This window comes from Micromonospora sp. WMMD736 (genome assembly GCF_049179015.1).
GTDB lineage: Bacteria > Actinomycetota > Actinomycetes > Mycobacteriales > Micromonosporaceae > Micromonospora.
Window position 1 is genome coordinate 1,944,581 of record NZ_JBMHMI010000001.1, and the last position, 18,839, is coordinate 1,963,419.

At 71.0% G+C, this 18,839-nt stretch carries 18 protein-coding genes; 11 read left to right on the forward strand and 7 right to left on the reverse strand.

All coding sequences use genetic code 11. The annotated features are described in order from the left end of the window. The first annotated feature begins 4 nt into the window (after positions 1-4). The 5 genes from ACN269_RS08295 to ACN269_RS08315 all read left to right on the forward strand — a co-directional run bounded on the left by ACN269_RS08295 (position 5) and on the right by ACN269_RS08315 (position 6,399). Positions 5-919 carry an SDR family oxidoreductase gene (locus ACN269_RS08295; RefSeq protein WP_421471876.1) on the forward strand — a complete coding sequence of 305 codons (915 nt, stop codon included), beginning with the start codon at positions 5-7 and terminating at the stop codon, positions 917-919. Further along, positions 916-2,025 (forward strand): VOC family protein, encoded by a 1,110-nt coding sequence (locus tag ACN269_RS08300; RefSeq protein WP_421471877.1) that lies wholly within the window; start codon positions 916-918, stop codon positions 2,023-2,025. Before ACN269_RS08295 ends, ACN269_RS08300 begins: the two co-directional genes overlap by 4 nt. A gap of 73 nt (positions 2,026-2,098) precedes the next feature. Continuing rightward, a complete protein-coding gene (locus ACN269_RS08305; protein ID WP_421471878.1) occupies positions 2,099-3,565 on the forward strand; it encodes a GMC family oxidoreductase in 1,467 nt (488 codons plus the stop codon). Between the two features lie 101 nt (positions 3,566-3,666). Then, the gene (locus ACN269_RS08310; protein ID WP_421471879.1) at positions 3,667-4,893 is read left to right on the forward strand and encodes an MFS transporter; all 1,227 of its coding nucleotides are present in this window, start codon (positions 3,667-3,669) and stop codon (positions 4,891-4,893) included. Between the two features lie 60 nt (positions 4,894-4,953). Then, entirely contained in the window at positions 4,954-6,399 is a 1,446-nt protein-coding gene (locus tag ACN269_RS08315; protein ID WP_421471880.1) for a trehalose-6-phosphate synthase, read from the forward strand. Positions 6,400-6,466: 67 nt separating this feature from the next. On the opposite strand, the gene ACN269_RS08320 is transcribed toward ACN269_RS08315, so the two are convergent. Beyond that, on the reverse strand, positions 6,467-7,171 hold the full coding sequence (locus ACN269_RS08320) for an HAD family hydrolase (RefSeq protein ID WP_421471881.1): 705 nt from the start codon (positions 7,169-7,171) through the stop codon (positions 6,467-6,469). A 158-nt stretch (positions 7,172-7,329) separates the two neighbouring features. Between ACN269_RS08320 and ACN269_RS08325 the strand changes: the two genes are divergently transcribed. Then, positions 7,330-8,286: an aldo/keto reductase gene (locus tag ACN269_RS08325; RefSeq protein ID WP_421471882.1), complete on the forward strand. Its 957-nt coding sequence runs from the start codon at positions 7,330-7,332 to the stop codon at positions 8,284-8,286. Positions 8,287-8,390: 104 nt separating this feature from the next. Here ACN269_RS08325 and ACN269_RS08330 read toward each other — a convergent pair whose 3' ends face one another. Then, positions 8,391-8,924, reverse strand: a complete 534-nt coding sequence (locus tag ACN269_RS08330; protein WP_421471883.1) for a flavin reductase family protein — start codon at positions 8,922-8,924, stop codon at positions 8,391-8,393. A gap of 464 nt (positions 8,925-9,388) precedes the next feature. On the opposite strand from ACN269_RS08330, the gene zwf reads away from it, so the two are divergent. Further along, positions 9,389-10,882 carry a glucose-6-phosphate dehydrogenase gene (gene zwf, locus ACN269_RS08335; RefSeq protein ID WP_421471884.1) on the forward strand — a complete coding sequence of 498 codons (1,494 nt, stop codon included), beginning with the start codon at positions 9,389-9,391 and terminating at the stop codon, positions 10,880-10,882. Between the two features lie 214 nt (positions 10,883-11,096). Here the strand turns inward: zwf and ACN269_RS08340 are convergent, their stop codons facing one another. Next, positions 11,097-12,668 (reverse strand): nucleotidyl transferase AbiEii/AbiGii toxin family protein, encoded by a 1,572-nt coding sequence (locus ACN269_RS08340; protein ID WP_421471885.1) that lies wholly within the window; start codon positions 12,666-12,668, stop codon positions 11,097-11,099. A 142-nt stretch (positions 12,669-12,810) separates the two neighbouring features. Here ACN269_RS08340 and ACN269_RS08345 point away from each other — a divergent pair, with 142 nt between their 5' ends. The 3 genes from ACN269_RS08345 (at position 12,811) to ACN269_RS08355 (ending at position 14,924) form a co-directional block, all read left to right on the forward strand. After that, a complete protein-coding gene (locus ACN269_RS08345) occupies positions 12,811-12,957 on the forward strand; it encodes a hypothetical protein (RefSeq protein ID WP_421471886.1) in 147 nt (48 codons plus the stop codon). A gap of 159 nt (positions 12,958-13,116) precedes the next feature. Further along, positions 13,117-13,263 (forward strand): hypothetical protein, encoded by a 147-nt coding sequence (locus tag ACN269_RS08350; protein WP_421471887.1) that lies wholly within the window; start codon positions 13,117-13,119, stop codon positions 13,261-13,263. Continuing rightward, the gene (locus tag ACN269_RS08355; RefSeq protein WP_421471888.1) at positions 13,260-14,924 is read left to right on the forward strand and encodes an FAD-binding dehydrogenase; all 1,665 of its coding nucleotides are present in this window, start codon (positions 13,260-13,262) and stop codon (positions 14,922-14,924) included. The genes ACN269_RS08350 and ACN269_RS08355 overlap by 4 nt, the downstream gene beginning before the upstream one ends. Positions 14,925-15,116: 192 nt before the next feature. Here ACN269_RS08355 and ACN269_RS08360 read toward each other — a convergent pair whose 3' ends face one another. Together ACN269_RS08360 and ACN269_RS08365 are read right to left on the reverse strand one after the other, a co-directional pair. Continuing rightward, positions 15,117-16,538, reverse strand: coding sequence for a dihydrolipoyl dehydrogenase family protein (locus ACN269_RS08360; RefSeq protein ID WP_421471889.1), 1,422 nt, complete (start codon positions 16,536-16,538; stop codon positions 15,117-15,119). A gap of 1 nt (position 16,539) precedes the next feature. Continuing rightward, entirely contained in the window at positions 16,540-17,100 is a 561-nt protein-coding gene (locus ACN269_RS08365) for a hypothetical protein (protein ID WP_421471890.1), read from the reverse strand. 113 nt (positions 17,101-17,213) lie between these two features. Here ACN269_RS08365 and ACN269_RS08370 point away from each other — a divergent pair, with 113 nt between their 5' ends. Further along, entirely contained in the window at positions 17,214-17,822 is a 609-nt protein-coding gene (locus ACN269_RS08370; protein WP_421471891.1) for a TetR/AcrR family transcriptional regulator, read from the forward strand. Positions 17,823-17,884: 62 nt separating this feature from the next. Here the strand turns inward: ACN269_RS08370 and ACN269_RS08375 are convergent, their stop codons facing one another. Together ACN269_RS08375 and ACN269_RS08380 are read right to left on the reverse strand one after the other, a co-directional pair. Then, positions 17,885-18,367 carry a HalD/BesD family halogenase gene (locus tag ACN269_RS08375; protein WP_421476228.1) on the reverse strand — a complete coding sequence of 161 codons (483 nt, stop codon included), beginning with the start codon at positions 18,365-18,367 and terminating at the stop codon, positions 17,885-17,887. Positions 18,368-18,401: 34 nt separating this feature from the next. Beyond that, entirely contained in the window at positions 18,402-18,764 is a 363-nt protein-coding gene (locus ACN269_RS08380) for a winged helix-turn-helix transcriptional regulator (protein WP_421471892.1), read from the reverse strand. Between the last annotated feature and the right edge of the window lie 75 nt (positions 18,765-18,839).

Consider the following 18,839-nt stretch of genomic DNA (forward strand, 5'->3'; position numbering starts at 1 on the left):
GGTCATGCGGGTACTCATCGTAGGCAGTGGTTTCGTCGGCCGCGCCCTGGCCGCTCACCTGATCGCCGAGGGCCACGGTGCCGTGGTCGCCTCGCGACACCCGGTGTCCCCGGTGGTCGGCGACGACCCGCTGCCGTGGCTACAGCTCGACGTGAGCGACCCAGCCGCCTGCGCGGTGGCCGTCCGCCAGGCGCACGCCGAGTCGGTGGTGCTGGTCCACGGCCCGTCCGACGTCACCTGGTGCGAGGCCCACCCGACGCGGGCGCGGGACATCCACGTCGCGGGAGCGCGGAACATGTCGGTTGCCGCGGCGGGACGTCGGCTCGTGATGATCTCCACGGACAACGTGTTCGACGGCACGTCCCACCGCTACGACGAGGACAGCCCGACTCGCCCCGCCAACGCGTACGGGCAGGCGAAGCTGGCCGCCGAGCGGGTGGTCCGCGAGCAGCCGTCCGCCACGATCCTGCGGGTCAGCCTGGTGTACGGGCAGGAGTCCCCCGGCGCCAAGTGGTTGAACTTCTTCGCCGCCTGCACGGACCGTCTGCGACGCGGTGAACCCGTCGCCGCGCCGGTCGACCAGTGGGTCACGCCCGTCCTGGTCGACGACGTGGCCCGGGTGACGGCGGCGGTCGCGTCCGCTCCGGCACCGGAACTCCTGCATCTCGGTGGGCCCGAGCGGATCAGCCGCGCCGAGTGGGCCACCTCCATCGCCCGGCGGCTCGGAGTGCCCGACGACCTGGTGACACCGGTGCCGCGAGCCGACAGCAGGTACGCCTCGCGGCCGGAGAACAGCTGTCTCACCAGTCACCTGCTGCCGCACCACCCCGCGACGGCGCACCTCACCATCCGCGGAGTCGACGCCGGCACGACCCACCTGCTCGGCACCGCCCCGATCGTGGAAGGGCTGCCGGCATGACAGCGACCCGTTCCGACCACACTCCGGGCGTGCCGACCGCCCGTCGGGTCGACCACGTCGGCATGACGGTCAGCGACGTCGACGCGGCGGTGGACCTCCTGGTGGCCGGGCTCGGCGGAGAGCTGGTGTACGCGCTGCCGCCGCTGTCCCACCGCGACGACTGGATGGCCGTCCACCTCGACGTGCACCCGCGCGCCAGCGCCCGGATCGCGTTGGTCCGGCTCGGGCCGGTCACCAACGTGGAGCTCTTCGAGTACCAGGCGCCCGACCAGGTGACCGTCCCACCACGTCCGCACGAGGTGGGCAGCCACCACCTCGGGCTGTATGTCGACGACGTGGACGAGGCGTCGGCGCACCTGCTGCGCCGGCCGGACGTACGCCCGGTCGGCCCGGCGTACACCGAACCGCCCGACTCCCCGCGGGCCGGTACCCGCTGGATCCGGTTGACCACTTCCTGGGGCCTGTCGTTCGAGGTCCGTTCCGTGCCCGCCGAGGCGCGGACGGGCAGCGGACGATTCGGTCCCTGCCCGTCGTGGACCAACCGGGACGACGGTTCGCCCGCCGCCGCCGTCGTGCCCGGCCTGCACAACGTCGACCACCTGGCGTACACCGTCGCGGACCTGCCCGAGGCGACCCGCTTCTTCACCGCGGTGCTCGGCGCCGAACTGCTCTACTGCGCCCCTTCGGCCCGGCTGGAGCACGGAAGCCTCGCCGCGTCGCTCGGCGTGCCGGCGCACGGCACCGTGACCCACGCCGCCCTCCGGCTCGGCCCCACCGACAACGTCGACCTGTACCACTTCGACGTGCCGGGAGCCGCGTGTCGCCCGCCGCGCAACAGCGACGTGGGGGGCCGGCACCTCGCGCTGTACGTCGACGACGTCGACGCCGCCGTCGCGTACCTGCGCCGGCAGCCGGGCGTGACGGTGCTGGGCGCTCCCGAGACCATCCCGGACGGGCCGATCGCCGGTGACCGGTGGGTCTACGTGCGAACTCCCACCGGGCCGTACCTCGAAGTCGTCCACATGCCGGACGGGCACCTTCCGTACGAACGCGGAACGGCGGCGCGGCGGCGAGCGTCTACGGGCCTGCGCTGGACGACCCGGTGACCGGAGCCTGTCTCCCCGATCGTGCGGACCGGCTGAACGCGCGCAGATCGAATCCGAAGGAAGGGAAGAGACGATGCCAGAGAACCTGCGAGCCGATGTTGTCGTCGTCGGCGGAGGTGCCGCCGGGTGCGTGTTGGCCGCCCGGCTGAGCGAAGACGAACGACGCTCGGTGCTGCTGCTCGAAGCGGGACCGGACTACGGGCCGTACCAGGCCGGGCGGTGGCCGGCCGAGCTGCTGGACTGCCGGTCTCCCGCGCGCAGCCACGACTGGGCGCCGGACGCGCCGCCGTACCACTCGCGGGCCCGGGTCATCGGCGGGTCGTCGGTGAGCAACGCTTGCTGGACCACCGTCGGAGCGCCGACCGACTACGACGCCTGGGGTGCCTACTCCCACGACGCGTGGGACTACGCCGGGTTCGCCCCGTACCTCGATGACGCCCTTCGCCAGCTGCGGGTACGCGGGGTGGCGGAGTCCGACCGGGGGCTGTGGCACCGGGCGGTGGAGGCGGGGGCCCGGCAGCTCGGGCTGCCGCCGTTGGACGACGTCAACAGCGTCGACGCCAAGGAGGGTGTCGGCTGGGTGCCGCTGAACGCGATCGGCCACCTCCGCTGGAACGCCGCGTTCGCCTATCTCGACCCCGCCCGCGACCGGCCCAACCTGCGGATCGAGGGCGATTCGCTGGCCGTCAGGCTGCTGATGACCGGTGACCGCGCCACCGGAGTGGAGATCATCCGGGATGGGCGGACCGAGACGGTCGAGGCGGACACGGTGGTGCTGGCCTCGGGCGCCTACGGCAACCCGCCGCTGCTGATGCGCAGCGGGATCGGTCCAGAGGAGGTGCTGCGCGAGCTGGGCGCACCGGTCGTGTCGGCGATGCCGGGCGTGGGCGCGAACCTCATCGACCACTCGAAGGTCCACATCCCGCTCGTTCCGACCGGCGCGATGGTGCTGTCCGACCAAGACGTGTACATGGCGCAGACGGTGCTCAAGGCCCGCTCCGGCCTGGCCGCCGACGACTACTGGGACCTGCACATCGTGCCGACCGCCGGGGCGGGTGAGGACGAGCGGGGCCGCTACACCGGCCCGCTGGCGGTGGCGCTGTACGTGTTCGTGCTCTCGCCCCGGTCCCGGGGTCACGTGCGGGCACGGTCGCTGGATCCGCTGGCCGAGCCACTGATCGACCACGCCTACTTCTCCGACCCCGATGGCTACGACCGCCAGGTGGCCCTGGACGGGGTCGACGTGGCCCACAAGCTCGCCGAGACCACCCCGGTGAGCGGGATGGCCACGCTGACCCCGTGGTCGCCCGCGCAACGTGCGGCGATTGCCGAGACGCCCGGTGGGTACTGGCATCCTGTCGGCACCTGCGCGATGGGGCCGGACAGTGATCCCGCGGCGGTGGCGGATGCCGATGGGCGCGTGCACGGGCTGTCCAACGTGTACGTCGGGGACGCCTCGCTGGTGCCGGTGATCCCACGGGCCAACACCCACCTGACCACTGTCGCGCTCGCCGCTCGCCTCGCGGAGTCCATCGGGTGAGGGCGGGGACGGGATCGACCTGAGGCCGAGGCCGAGGCGGAGCCGGCGGGACGGGCGTCGCGACGACGGCGTCGACCGTCCGGCGGAGAGGAGATGACCAGGTGCGTACGAGGATAGTTCCGGTATTCGTCGTCTTCCTGCTCAACGGGATCATCGCCGGCTCGTGGGCGCCGCGTATGCCGAGCCTCGCCGAACAGATCGGTGCCAGCCCGGGGGTGCTCGGTCTCGTCCTGCTCGGCGCGAGCGTCGGGTTGGCGGCGGCGGCCTCCGTCGCGGGCCGGTTGTGCGCCCGCTTCGGCGCCCGGGTCATGATCGGTGTCTCGGCCGTCGCGGCGGCGGGCCTACTGCCGGTCCTCGCGCTCGTGACCTCACCGGTGCAACTCGGCCTCGTCCTGGTTCTGCTCGGCGCGGCCTTCGGCGTGTTCGACGTGTCCATGAACGTCGCCGCGGTGACCGTCATCCGCCGCACGGACCGACCTCTCATGCCGGTCTTCCACGCCGGCTTCAGCTTCGGCGCGCTGGGTGGCTCGCTGGCCGCCGCGGTCGCCGCGGGGCACCGCGTGGACCTGCTCGGGTACTTCACCCTGGTCACGCTCGCGTCGCTGGCCATCGCCGCTGCCGTGATCCGGTTCGTGCCAATCGAGGAGCCGGCCACCGATGCCCCCGAGCAGCGCGGCGGGCTCGACCGGAGCATGCTGCGCCGCCCGGTGCTGTGGCTGCTGGGCAGCGTCGCGTTCATCTCCGCCGTCGTCGAGGGGTCCAACGGCGACTGGTCGGCGTTGTTCGCGGTCCGGGAGCGGGGCATGTCCGAGGCGGCCGGAGCGGTCATGTACTCCGTCTTCTGCCTCGCCATGGGCGTGGTCCGGCTCTTCGGCGAACGGATCGAACGCCGCTTCGGCGCCATCCGGGTCCTGGTAGCCGGCTCCCTGCTCGCCGGGGCGGGCCTGCTGATGGCGGCCATCGTCCCGGTGGCCGCGCTCACCTACGGCGGTTACGTACTCGCCGGTGCCGGCGTCGCGTTCGCCTTCCCGGTGGCCATCGAGTTGGCCGGCGCCGTCGGCCGGCGCAGCGACGGCACCGGCGGCGAGCGGGAGATCGCGTTCGTGACCACCATCGCCTACTCAGGTTTCCTCATCGGTCCCCCCATGATCGGCGGGGTGGCGGAGCTGACGAACCTGTCGGTCGCCGTCGGGTTCATCGGGGTCGTCGCGATGCTCATGGCGCCCGCCGCACTCGCCTCGGCCGCCGCCCGCCGCCGCGAGGACCGCGGCCGGCGCCCGCAGACCGAACCCCCTCGGGACTACGCACACACCGACAGTCGCGGATAGGAGCACGACCGCGCGTCCCTTTCCGCCAGCATCCGTCCAAACGGCACGGGAGGAATCGACATGAGTCATGGCCACCTGTTCCTGGCCAGTAAACGGGCCGCGGTGAGCTTCGCGCCCGACCCCGACACCGGCGAGCTGCACCCCACGTTGGCCCCCGGCGGCACCGGCAAGGTGGTGGCCGACCAGGCCGGCGTACTCGGCGTGTCCTGGATCGCCAGCGCCGACACCGAGGGCGACCGTCAGGTGGCCGCCGAGCACCCGGACGGGCTGGAAGTTCAGCTACCGTCCGGCGGCGGTGTCACCATCCGGCTGCTGCGCCACGACCGCGAGACGTTCGCCGTCGTGCAGGACTTCGTCACCGCCGAGCTGCTCTGGGCGGCCAACAACTACGGCTGGGACCGCTGGACCACCCCCACCTTCACCGACCGGACCTACACGGCGATGGACCACTTCGCCGCATTCAACGCGGACTTCTCGACCGCGCTGCTGGACGCCTCCGACGGCGTCGCCGACCCGGTGTACCTGGTGCACGACTACCAACTTCTCGGTGTTCCGGCGCTGTTGCGCGAGCGGCGGCCGGACGCACCGGTGCTGCTCTTCGTGCACATCCCGTGGCCCACACCGGACTACTGGCGGGTGCTGCCCGCGCACGTGCGCACCGGGTTGATCGAGAGCATGCTGGCGGCCACCACGATCGGGTTCTTCACCAGCCGGTGGGTGCGCAACTTCCTCGACTGCGTCGCCGACCTGCTGCCGGACGCGAAGGTCGACCGGGACGCCGGGGTGGTGCGGTGGCGGGGCAACCGGTGCCGGGTGCGTGCCATGCCGCTCGGCTACAGCCCGCTCACCCTGCGCGGACGCCGGCCCCGGCTGCCGGAGGGCGTCACGGAGTGGGTCGGGGACGACCCGCTCGTGGTGCACGCCGGCCGCACCGATCCGGCGAAGAACGCCGAACGGGCCGTACGCGCCTTCCTGCGCGCGGTGCGCTCCGACGAGAGGCTCGACACTGCCAAGATGCTCGTCCGGATGAACCCCAGCCGCCTCTACGTGGCCGCCAACAGTGACTACACACGTCGGGTCGAGGAGGCGGCAAAGGAGGCCAACCGTGAACTCGGCGGAGATCGCGTACGCGTGCACTGCGACGGCGACATCGACCACAGCATCGGCTGCTTTCAGCGCGCGGACCTGCTCGTGTTCAATTCGACGGTCGACGGGCAGAACCTGAGCGCGTTCGAGGCGGCGCTGGTCAACACCCGCGACGCCGATCTGGTGCTGTCCGAGATGTGTGGCGCCGCAGAGCTCCTCGCACCGGTGAGCCGCACGGTGAACCCGTTCGACCTGGTGGAACAGGCCGACATGATCCGCGCGGGCCTCACCGCGCCGGCCGAGGAACGGGCCGAGGCCGCCCGGCGCAGGCGGGAGGTGGCCGCCCCGTGGACCGTGGAGCAGTGGGTGCGCCAGCAGCTCGACGGCCTGGCCGAGGACCACCGGGACCGCCATGGCTGAGAGGTCGAGGACGGCCGACCAGGGTCGGGCCGCGCGTGGCGACGGCACACCCGTGCGGCCGTGTCGCTCAGCAGCCGGCCAGGGCGAGCACGTTGCCCAAGCCCCGGGGCCGCGACACCGCGCGGTCGCGCGGCAGCAGGTAGACCGGCATCCCCACCACGCTGGCCGCGCCGTCCCGGACCGGGTCGTCGCCGACGAACAGGGTACGGCCGGCGGGTACGTCCAGCTCCGCGCACGCGGCCTCGAACAACTCCGGCTCGGGTTTGACCATGCCGTGCTCGCAGGACAGCAGGACGCCGTGCAGCAGGCCGGCGATGCCGACCGCCTCGAACGTGGGGCGGATGTCCCAGCCGATGTTGCTCACCACGCCCAGCGCCACCCCGGCTCGGTGCAGGGCGGTGAGCACCGGCGCGGTGTCCGGATAGGGCTCCCAGCACAGCGGATCGGTCAGGCAGGCGTACAACGCGTCGGCCAACGCCCCGGGTGGTCGCCCGGGCAGCGAACGGACGGCCGCCTCCGTGAAGAGCTCCGACCAGACGGCGCGGTGCCGCCGCATCGACCGGTCGCACCCCTCGCGGCGGGTGAGACCCGCGGGAGAGTCGGCGACCGCGAGGGCGGCCTCGATGAGCCTGGCCGCCAGCCCGTCGTCCAACGCCGCGCCCCGCGCGCCTGCCGCCTCGCGCACCGCCGCGACGGTCAGGACGGCGGAATCGTCGAACAACGTTCCGGAGAAATCGAACAGGACCGCATCGACCGCTCGCGTCTGCACCACGACGTTGTTGTGCCCAAAAATGACCGGGAAGAACCTGCTCGGCGGTCTCCCGACCGTCCGGCCCGCACCGATCGAACGGAGGCTCCCACGGTGCTCCAGGTACGAGTAACGAGCCGCCAGCTCGCCCCGGCGGCTTCCCGAAGCGTACGGGCCGATCGATGAGTGCGACCGACGACGTTCGCCGCCACCGGCTGCTCTACGGCTGCATGGGGCTCGGTGGGGACTGGGACACGCAGCCCTACGGCGCGCGGGACATCGACGCCGCCGAAGCGGCGATCACGGCCGCACTGGACATCGGCATCACCGGGTTCGACCACGCGGACATCTACCGGTACGGCAAGTCCGAGGCGGTCTTCGGGGAGGTCCTCGCGCGCGCGCCGGAACTGCGGTCGCGCATCCTGCTCCAGACCAAGTGTGGGATCCGGCTGGCCGACGACTCCGGGCCGGGCCGGTACGACCTGCGCGGGACACAGATCGTCCGCAGCGTCGAGGAGAGCCTCGCCCGCCTGCGCACCGACGTCATCGACGTGCTGCTGCTGCACCGCCCGGACCCGCTGGCAGATCCGGACGACACCGCCGAGGCACTGACCTCCCTGCACCGCCAGGGCCTGGTACGGGACTTCGGCGTCTCCAACATGGCCGCCGCACAGATCGCGCAGCTGCAGGCACGTCTCGATCGCCCACTCGTGGCCAACCAACTCGAGATGAGCCTCGCCCAGCGGGCCTGGGTCGAGGCCGGCGTCCTGGTGAACACCCCGGAGTCCGCGGCGACCGGCTTCCCACTCGGCACCGTGGAGTACTGCCGTGCGAACGGGATCGGCCTACAGGCCTGGGGATCCCTGTGCCGGGGGCGCTTCACCGGCGCCCAGGAGACACCGACGGAGCGCACCACGGCCGAGCACGTCGCCGCCCTCGCCGAGCGCAAGGGCACCACGCCCGAGACGATCCTGTTGTGGTGGATCCGGCGACATCCGGCAGGGGTCACTCCCGTGATCGGCACCGCACGTCCCGACCGCATCCGCGCCTGCCACGATGCGGCGAGCCGGGCACCCGAACTGACCCACGAGGAGTGGTACGAACTGTGGCTGAGCGCCCGTGGCACAGCGCTGCCATAGCGGTTGCCGTTCCGTTGCGCCATCGTCGTCGGGTGTGACCACCACGCTCGGACAGACGACCCGACCCTGTCGAGGACGACCGGCGCAGGACGCCGGCCCGACAGTCAGGCGGCGGCGCGACGGGCCGCGCCGTCCGGAGCATCCGCGAGGCCCGCGTAGCGACCCCGGTGGTAGAGCAACGGAGTGCCGACGTCGGCGTGCCGGAGCAGTTCCGGCTCGGCCAGCACGACCACGTGATCGCCGACGACAACCCGGTCGACGACGCGACACACCAGCCAGGCCAGGGTGTCGTCGAGGATCGGCAGCTCGTTCGGCCCGGGCTGCCAGCGGGTCGGTGCGGCGAAGCGGTCGATGCCGCTCGTGGCGAATCTCTGGGCCAACTCGTGCTGGCCGTGTGCGAGCAGGTGCACCGCCACGTGCCGGGCCCGCGCCAGCGTCGGCCACGTGGACGAGCCGAGGTTCAGGCAGAACGAGACGATCGGTGGCGTCAGCGAAACCGACGTGAACGACGTCGCGGTGAAGCCCACGGGCGGCGCACCGGGGGCGGTGACCACCGTGACGCTGCTGGCCTGGTGGCGCAGCAACCCGCGCAGCGCGTCGGCGTCGGCGTCGGTCGGGTCGTCGGTGGACGAGGTCATGGCGTTCCTCCCGAGGAGTGTGGCGCGGAGCGCTGGGAACGGGTGCGGAAATGCCGGACGCGAGCCGGCGGGACGACAACCGGCGGAGAGGGAATCGCTTGCTCAGGCCGGGAGGATCGCCACGCGACAGAGCTGCGCGGCGATCCGCATCAGGTCGACGACCCGGCGGGAGGTGAACAGCCGTACGAGCAGCATGGGTCGATTTTCCTACCAACTAGGTAGGATTTCAAGTCTCTGGGTGCGCATCTTGGCGACGGACGGTGAGTGGACGTGGGCCCACCGATGCCCGACGACCGGCGACGTCGGGTCGCCTACCCGTCAGTCGGCATGCGACGCTCAAGGTCCGCAACCAACGGGCCACGCCGGGTGGCCGCCGGAAACTACCGCCACAGCCGCACGAGTCCCGGCATGACAGCACGGCATCCCTCGACCCCACACCCCTTGTGCCCGGAGGAACGCAGACCATGGACCACGCAGCCCAGCTCATCCAGGAGCGGAGCGCCCCGCCGGCCACGCTGGTGATCTTCGGCGCCTCCGGTGACCTGACCCGGCGCAAGCTGCTGCCCGCGGTGGAGAGCCTGGCTCGGCACGAGCGACTCCCCGACCAGTTCGCGCTCGTCGGTGTCGCGCGTACCCCGATGACCGACGAGCAGTTCGCCGAGAGCGCCCTCGGCGAACACGCCCTCGCCGGCACACGCCAACTCCAGGGCGGCGTGCGGTACGTGGCGGGCGGCTACGACGACCCGGAGACCTACAAGCGGCTCGTGGAGACCCTCGACGAGCTCGACGCACAGCGGGGCACCTCCGGCAACCGGCTCTTCTACCTGTCCACCCCGGCCGGGGCCTTCGAGCCGGTGATCAACGGACTGGCCCGAGTCGGGCTCAACCACGCACGCGAAGGCTCATTCTCCCGCCTGGTCATCGAGAAGCCGTACGGGCGGGACCTGGTCACGGCCCGCGAACTCGATGGCGTCGTGCACAGCGCCTTCGACGAGCACCAGGTCTTCCGTATCGATCATTACCTGGGCAAGGACACCGTCCAGAACGTGCTGGCGCTGCGCTTCGCAAACTCGATCTTCCAGCCCATCTGGGATCGTTCCTGGGTCGACCACGTGCAGATCACCGTCGCCGAGACCCTCGGCGTCGGCAGCCGTGGCGGTTTCTACGAGGACGCCGGCGCGATGCGGGACATCGTGCAGAACCACGTGCTCCAGGTTCTCGCGCTGGCGCTGATGGAGCCGCCGGCCTCATTCGAGGCCGAGGGCCTGCGCAACGAGAAGGTCAAGCTGCTGCAGGCGATTCGCCTCCCCACCGACCGGGACATCGCCGAGGCCGCGGTCCGGGGACAGTACACCCGGGGCGGCACCCGCGAGGAGCTGATGGCCGGTTACCGCGAGGAGGCCGGCGTCGACCCTCTGTCGCGGACCGAGACCTACGCCGCGATGCGGCTCAACGTGGACAACTGGCGCTGGGCCGGGGTGCCGTTCTACGTACGCACCGGCAAGCGCCTGCCCGCCCGGCTCACCGAGGTGGCACTGCAGTTCCAGCGGCCGCCGCACCTGCCGATCCCGACCGATCAGCTCACCGGCCTCGATGCTGACGCGCTGATCCTCCGGATCCAGCCGAACGAGGGCATCTCGCTGCGCTTCGGTGCCAAAGTGCCGGGGCACTCCTTCCGGGTCCGCACCGCCACCATGGAATTCTCGTACGACCAGACGTTCCTCGAGGAATCCCCGGAGGCGTACGAGCGTCTGCTCCTGGACGCGCTGATCGGTGACGCGTCGCTGTTCATCCGCAGCGACGAGGTGCAGCAGTGCTGGCGGATCGTCGACCCGATCATCGACAACTGGGCGAAGGACGAGTCGCCGATCCCCACCTACGAGGCCGCCTCCTGGGGCCCGACCGACGCCGACCGACTGATCGGCCGACACGGCCGCAAGTGGCGCAACTCCGCGTGACCCTGCCGAGCGGATGGACGGATCCGTCGGTTCCAGCGCGCCGGAACACCCGCGGCCGGCCGAGGACGAGCGGCAGCGACGTGGCCGGCCCACAGGGTGGTCGGGGCGGGCGGGCCGGCTGCCTCCGGGTGGTCGGCCCGCCGGCCGGTCGGTTGGCGTGGCCGCCGATGCGGATGCCCTGCCGCCGCTGGACGCTCCGCGTCTGGCACGGTTGTCAGGCCCAGGCGCGATCGAGGGCCAGCGCAAGCCGCCTGGTCCATTGCTCGGCGGTGCCGGTGATGCCGGGACACCCGTCGGTGAAGTTGACCCAGTCGACCACCCAGGACAGGACGGTTTCGGCACTGAAGTCACCGGCTTCCGCGCCGAGTTCGGGACGCATGAGCTGGCGGACGAGGGCTCGGTCGACGGTGGTGTGTTCGGCGAGTAGGACCGCGTCGTACAGGTCCTTGCCTTGCGGGTACATGTCGGTGGCCAGCCACAGCAGCTTCCACGCCAGCGCCAGCGAGGCGGGCGCGGCCAGCACCGGCTCGTCGACGCCAGGCAGTGTCAGCGCCTCGGGTGGGAGGGGAAGCTCTTCACCGAAGACGACGTCGACCTGTACGTGGCCGTCCGGTGCCTCCGGCGTGCTGAACGGGATCACGAGGCGGCGTCCGTCAGCTCGTTCATACGTCCAGATGGCGGCCTCGGTGATCAGGTCTGGTTGCAGGCCGGCACCGGGTGCGGTTCGCACGGCGGTCTTGATGTCGTCAAGCAGCGTGCGAGCCTCGGTGCCGTCGCTGGCGATGGTGTGCGGTGTGACGACGAAGTCGAGGTCGCCCGGCTCGCGGGCGGCGTCGCCGACCCAGGTCGCCATGGTGACGCTGCCACGCAGGACCAGGTGCTGACGCCAGGTTGTCGTGGCGATAGCCGCCAGGACGTGATTCATGGCGGTACGCCGGGCGGCGGTCCACAGCTGGCCGGTGGCCGCCACGACGAAGTCGGGCTCTCCGGCGTGGTAGGCGTTCGGGTACTGCCGCAGAGCAGGGTCGAACGCCGCCTTCTGACGCACCCCTGGGTTGACGGGTAGCGGCCGGTAGGTCGGCGGGTAGTCCGGCGAGCCGGCCGGCGCGGACCTCATTGTGTTCTCACGCTCGCGCGCCCAACCGCCCGCCCTCGGCGTGGGGGACTCCAGCCAACCGTGGTCGTGGTGCAGGTCGCTGTCGAAGACGACGTACTCCTGTTCCACCGCTGTGGGCTCGTGGCCGGCGGCCCGGAGGGTCGCGACGAGCTGGTCCAGCTGCCGCCCGGCCGTGGCGAGCCCGACGCCGTGACATCGCTGGTTGACGAACCGTTCCTGCGCGCCGTCCACCAGCTCCCGGCGAGCGTTACGGGACAGCCGTGCCCCGTGCGGGGCGACCAGGTCGGTGAGAGCCATCAGATCCGCCACCGCCGTACTGGGAAGCAGCAGTTTGACGTGGTGCTCGAAGTATCGGCCGCTGGGCTCGACCGCCGCCTGCTCGTCCGACTGCGGTACGCCGACGCACCACGGCGCCGCCTCGATCTTCGAACGGCACGGGTGGATCCCTGCCCCGCGCAGTTCGCGCCGCCACTGCCGGACCGCGTCGAGCTGGTCGGTCAGGGTGCCTCGGCCGGTCAGGGTGAGCATCGGTTGGGAGACGTGCGCGCCACGATCGAGCACGATATGGACGAACTTCACGTCGTGTCGGGCAGCGAACGCTGACAGCTTCTCGGCGTGATGGGCGTAGGCCGTAATGTGGATCTCGAAATCCCCCGACACCTCAAGCACCGGCGGAGTCTATGGCGCGGCCACCAAGACGGGAAACGCGATTCCCGCGCAGTTTGGAGCAGCTTCCGCGCGGCGGCGAACGGGACGACGAAGTCGGGCATCGGGCGTCGAGGATTTCTCGCATCCCCTACCGTCCGTACCCATGACCCACCCGTACCAGATGCCCCAACCGCGCACGTCCGCGACGGTGAGCATGGCCCTGACCCTGGACAGCGGCTTCACCGACCGGCACCTGTTCACGTTGGTGAAGGAGGATGACGCCTGGAAGGTGTGCGGCCAGCCGTACTGAACCCGCGCGCGTCGTCCCGCTCCGCCCCGTCGAGACCGCACTCCTGCAGGACTGGCTCCAGCGCCTCGCCCACCAGGACGAGCCGGGCCCTCGAAGGCCAGTTGTCAGAGTCGGCCTCGTCGACGACCGACCGCGCCCGCCGACAGCATCCCGCGCGACGTGGCCCCCATCACTGTCTTCTCGCACCCGGCCGGGCAGACTGCCGAGGCCCGGCTGGCCGCGGGAATGGAGGGCGCCAAGGAACTCGTCGCCGCCCTCGATGGCCGGCCGGCCCACCCGCTCAGCGAACCGAAGGAGCCGGCATGACCACCAGGACAGCGGACGCGGACGTGATGGTGATCGGCGCGGGCCTCGCCGGACTGGTGGCCACCGCCGAACTCGTCACCGCCGGTCGATCCGTCCTGCTGCTCGACCAGGAGCCCGAGCAGAGCCTCGGCGGCCAGGCGTTCTGGTCGTTCGGCGGGCTGTTCCTGGTCGATTCGCCCGAACAGCGCCGGATGGGCATCCGCGACTCGAGCGAACTCGCCTGGCAGGACTGGCAGGGCAGCGCCGGGTTCGACCGCCCGGAGGACGCGTGGCCACGGCGCTGGGCCGAGGCGTACGTCGATTTCGCCGCCGGCGAGAAACGCGCGTGGCTGCGGCGTCTCGGCGTCAAGCTGTTCCCGATCGTCGGCTGGGCCGAACGCGGAGGTTACGACGCCACCGGCCACGGCAACTCGGTGCCCCGGTTCCACATCACCTGGGGTACCGGACCGGGCCTGCTCGAACCCTTCATCGCGATCGTGCGGGAGGCTGCCGGACGCGGCCTCGTCCGGTTCGCCTTCCGGCACCGGGTCGACGCACTGACCATCAGTGACGGCGCGGTGGTGGGTGCCACCGGCCGGGTCTTGGAGCCCAGCGAGGTCGCCCGCGGCACCGCCAGCTCGCGGGAGGAGATCGGCGACTTCGCCTACACCGCGCAGGCCGTCATCGTCACCTCCGGCGGCATCGGCGGCAACCACGACCTGGTCCGCCGTAACTGGCCGGCACGGCTCGGTACGCCGCCCACCCACATGATCAGCGGCGTGCCCGCCCACGTGGACGGCCGCATGCTGACCATCACGCAGGACGCCGGCGGCGCCGTGATCAACCCCGACCGGATGTGGCACTACGTCGAGGGCATCCAGAACTGGAACCCGGTCTGGGACGCGCACGGCATCCGGATCCTGCCCGGGCCGTCCTCCGTCTGGCTCGACGCGCGCGGACGACGGCTGCCGGTGCCGCTCTATCCCGGATTCGACACCCTCGGCACGCTCGCCCACCTGCGCACGACCGGCCACGACCACAGCTGGTTCATCCTCACCCAGAAGGTCATCGAGAAGGAGTTCGCGCTCTCCGGCTCCGAGCAGAACCCGGACCTGACCGGTCGGAGCGTCAAACAGGTACTCGGCCGCCTGCGTGCCGGCGCACCGGCACCGGTGGAGGCATTCAAGCGGCAGGGCGCCGATTTCGTCGTGGCCAACCGGCTGGACGAGCTGGTGAAGGGCATGAACGCGCTCACCGACGAGCCGCTGCTGGACCCGCTCGACATCCAGCGCACGATCGAGGCACGGGACCGGGAGCTGGCCAACAGCTTCACCAAGGACATGCAGATCGCCGCCATCCGCAACTTCCGGAACTACCGGGGCGACCGGCTCCTGCGGACCGCCGCACCGCACCGGTTCCTCGACCCGAAAGCCGGGCCGCTGATCGCCGTACGTCTGCATGTGCTCACCCGCAAGACCCTGGGCGGCCTGCACACCGACCTCGACGGTCGGGTGCTGGACGGCGCCGGCCAGCCGGTGCCCGGGCTCTACGCCGCTGGCGAGGCCAGCGGATTCGGTGGTGGCGGCATGCACGGCTACCGCGCGCTGGAGGGCACCTTCCTGGGCGGCTGTCTCTTCTCCGGCCGTCAGGCCGGCCGCGCCGTCGCCACCCTCGTCGGATGACCGGCGCGTGAGCAGCCCCGGGCGTAGGCGTCGTCTCTGCCCACGCCCGGGGAGCTGGCAATGCCTACGCCTGCTCGATGTCCGAGAACAGCCCCCCGGAACGTGACCTGCGCCGCCGCGAGAGTGCCGAAGACGTCTGAACTTGGTAGGCACGGGACTCTCCTCACGGTGGAACGGACGGTTGACCGGAGTTCAGCGGCCGTAGGTCTCCAACAGCCGCAGCCACACCTCGCTGACGGTCGGGTAGGCCGGAACCGCGTGCCACAGCCGGTCCAACGGGACCTCGCCGACGATGGCGATGGTCGCGGCGTGGATCAGTTCGGCGACGTCCGGGCCGGCGAGCGTGCAGCCGACGATCACCTTGCGGTCCTCGTCGACGACCATCCGGGCGTGTCCCCGGTAGCCATCGGCGTGCAGCGAAGCTCCGGCGACGGCCCCCAGGTCGTAGTCCACGACCCGGATCCGCAGCCCGGCGGCCTCGGCCGCGGCCGCGGTCAGGCCCACCGACGCGATCTCCGGGTCGGTGAAGACCACCTGCGGCACCGCACGCTCGTCGGCCGTCGCCACGTGCCGACCCCACCGGCCGTCCTCGACCTCTTCACCCTTCGCCCGGGCCACGATCACGTCGCCCACCGCCCGCGCCTGGTACTTGCCCTGATGGGTGAGCAGCACCCGCCGGTTCACGTCGCCCGCCGCATAGAGCCACTCGCCGCCGCCGACGACGCGCAGGGTGTCGTCGACCGCCAGCCAGGCACCCGGCGCCAGCCCGACCCGGTCGAGGCCGATGTCCTGAGTGTTGGGCGTGCGACCGACCGCCACCAGCACCTCGTCAGCTTCGATCCGCTCGCCGGAGGCGGTCTCGACCTGAACGGCTCCGCTGCCGTCGCGGTCGACGGCGACGGCCTCCGCGCCGAGGCGTACGGACACACCGGCCTCGCGCAACGACTCGGTGACCAACTCACCGGCGAACGGCTCCGCCGACGGCAACAGGCCGTCGCGGGCCAGTACCGTCACCGCAGACCCCAGGGCGGTGAAGGCTGTCGCCATCTCGGCTGCCACGACGCCACCACCGATGATGGCGAGCCGACCGGGAACCGAACTGGCCGAAGCGGCCTCGCGGCTGGACCATGGCGACGACTCGCGCAGCCCCGGGATGTCCGGCACCAGGGCACTGCTGCCGGTCGCGACCACCACGGCGTGCCGCGCGGTCAGCGTCGTCGTGACACCGTCGACGCCGGTCACGTCGACGACGCGGGCGGAGCTGATCCGCCCCTGACCCCGGTGCAGCGCGATGCCCGCCGACGCCAGCCAGGCAACCTGACCGTCGTCCTGCCAATGGGACGCGAAGGAGTCCCGCCGGCCCAGGACCGCCGCCGCGTCCAGGTCCCCCGTCACCGCCTCCCGCGCGCCCGGCAGTTGGCGAACCGCACGCAACGCGGACGCGCTGCGCAGCAACGCCTTGGTCGGCATGCAGGCCCAGTACGAGCATTCACCGCCGACCAACTCCCGCTCGACGATCGCGGCGGTCAGCCCGCCCCGCACGACCCGATCGGCAACGTTCTCCCCGACCGGGCCGGCACCGATAACGACGACGTCGTACTCGAAAATTGTCATGTCAGTTGTCCTTCGCGGTACGGCCGAGGCGGATGGCCGCGATGAGGAAGAAGATGGCGCCGGGAATGGCGTAGCCGGCAGCGTTGGTCAATGAGGGGTGATCCGCGGCGGCGCCGGCGATGAAGGACCCACCAGCCAGCACCGAGATACCGCCGCTGATGATCATCGGCCACTGGCCGCCCATCTTCCGACGGGTGACACCGACGATCAACTGGACCAGACCGGCGACGATCGCCCAGGCGCCCCACACCCGCAGAACGGCGGGGATGCCGGACGCGCTGGCGAGACCCACGCCGACCGCCGTGAGCAGGCTTACCGCGATGTTCACGTACAGCAGAGCCGGTGAGCCGGTGGCCCGGGACGAACGGAGGTCGTAGCTGGCCGCGCCCACGTCGAACAGCGGGTAGAGCACGAACAGCGCCACCGCGAGCGGACCGATCTCCTTGGCGGTGGCGATCGTCAGGCCCGCCCAGACGATGGCGAATGCGAAGCGGACGAAGTACAGCCGCCGCAGCGCGGAAGCCGTCTGGGAGATGCCGGGCGAAGCAGCAATGGTGGTCACGGGTGACCCTTTCGGCGGAGGGGTTAGGTAGACCGATCGTTCTGTCTTGCTTCAGACTGACACGCCGAACCCACATCGTCAAGACCGAACGTTCTATCCGCTACGATGGTGAGATGACGCCCACCGCACCCGGTACCCGACCCTCGGAGGCGCGCCAACGGCTCCTTGCCACGGCGACCAGGATCTTCTACTCGGAGGGCATCCACTCCGTCGGCGTAGATCGGATCATCGCCGAGGCGAAGGTGACCCGGGCCACCTTCTACCGGCACTTCCCCAGCAAGGACGATCTCATCCTCGCCTACCTGCGGGAGATCCATGAGATGGATCGCGGCGCGGTCGACGCGGTCATCACCACCGAGCCACGGCCGGTCGCCCCACTGCTGGCCATTGCCACCTTCATTGCCGAGCACATCCAGTCCCCGGGGTTCCGTGGCTGCGCGTTCCTGAACGCGGCGGCGGAGTATCCGGACGCGGCGCATCCCGTGCGTCAGGAGATCATCGCCCACCGGCAGTGGTTCCTGGACACACTCACCACGCTGATGGCGCGGGTCGAGGAGGAGACGGCGGAGTCCGCCGCGCGCCACTTCGTCATGCTCCGCGACGGTGCCATGGCAGCCGGATGCCTTTTCGACCCCGCGTTGGTGTCCGAGACCTTCCTCCGCGGCGTCGAAGGACTTCTCCGGATCACTGCCGAGCGCCAGTCGGCCGAATCCGCAGGCTAGTTCGCCCCTGTACGGGGAGGCGGCCCACGCTCGGCGTGGTCCGGGCCCGCGTCGGCCGGCGCTCAGTCGTCCTTGGCGACGGTGAAGGGCGCGTAGCCCTCCCCCACTTCCGTCACCTCAAGGTCGTTGAAGACGAGAGCGATGGCGTGAGCGTTCAGCTCGAAGCGGACCTCGTGAAACGGGATGCCGACCTTGTCGGCCCACGACCGTGCACGCTCGGACTCCGGCACAACCGTCGCACCCGGATAGAGCGGCTGCCAGCGCACTGCCCACACGAAACCGTCCAGGTCCGGACCGACCTCCGGGTCGGTCAGCCGGCCGTCGAGGGAGCGCCGCCAGGTGTCGGGACTCAGGGCGGTCCGCACCTCGGCTACGACGCAGTGGGTGAAGAGGTAGCGAAGATGGGCGGGCGGTTGGCCGGTACGTGGGTCAGCGGTGACGTAGACGATGACCTCGTAATCGCGCATGTAGTCGGTGTAGCCGTGGTGCACGACCGCGCCGTCGAAGATCTCATCCAACGCCTGGCTCAGCTGCCCGATCTCCACACCCCGTTCTACCACCAGCTGAAACCCTGCGGGCTCACTGTCCGACGTCGTAGGAGTGCCGCGCTCGCTCCACCTCTGCCAGGTGGGCATCGGCCCAGGTGCTCAGGTGCGCGAAGAGCGGGCCGAGACTGCCGCCCAACTCGGTGATCTCGTACTCGACCCGAGGAGGCACCTCGGCGTGGTAGGTGCGCGCCACGAGCCCGTCGCGCTCGAGTTGCCGCAGCCGCTGCGTGAGAACCTTCGGCGTGATGCTGGGCAGCCGACGCTGAAGCTCCACAAAGCGCTGTCGACCGCATTCGTGCAGAGCCCACAGGATAGGCGTAGCCCATCGACTGAACACGATGTCGACGACCGGCGCGACCGGACAGGCCAGCTCGGGATCTGCCGACTTCTTCATGTGCCCTCCGCCACAAACCCATTACTATCCTCTAGGTACCTACTATGCCAACGCTACTAGCGTCTCCATCCAGCC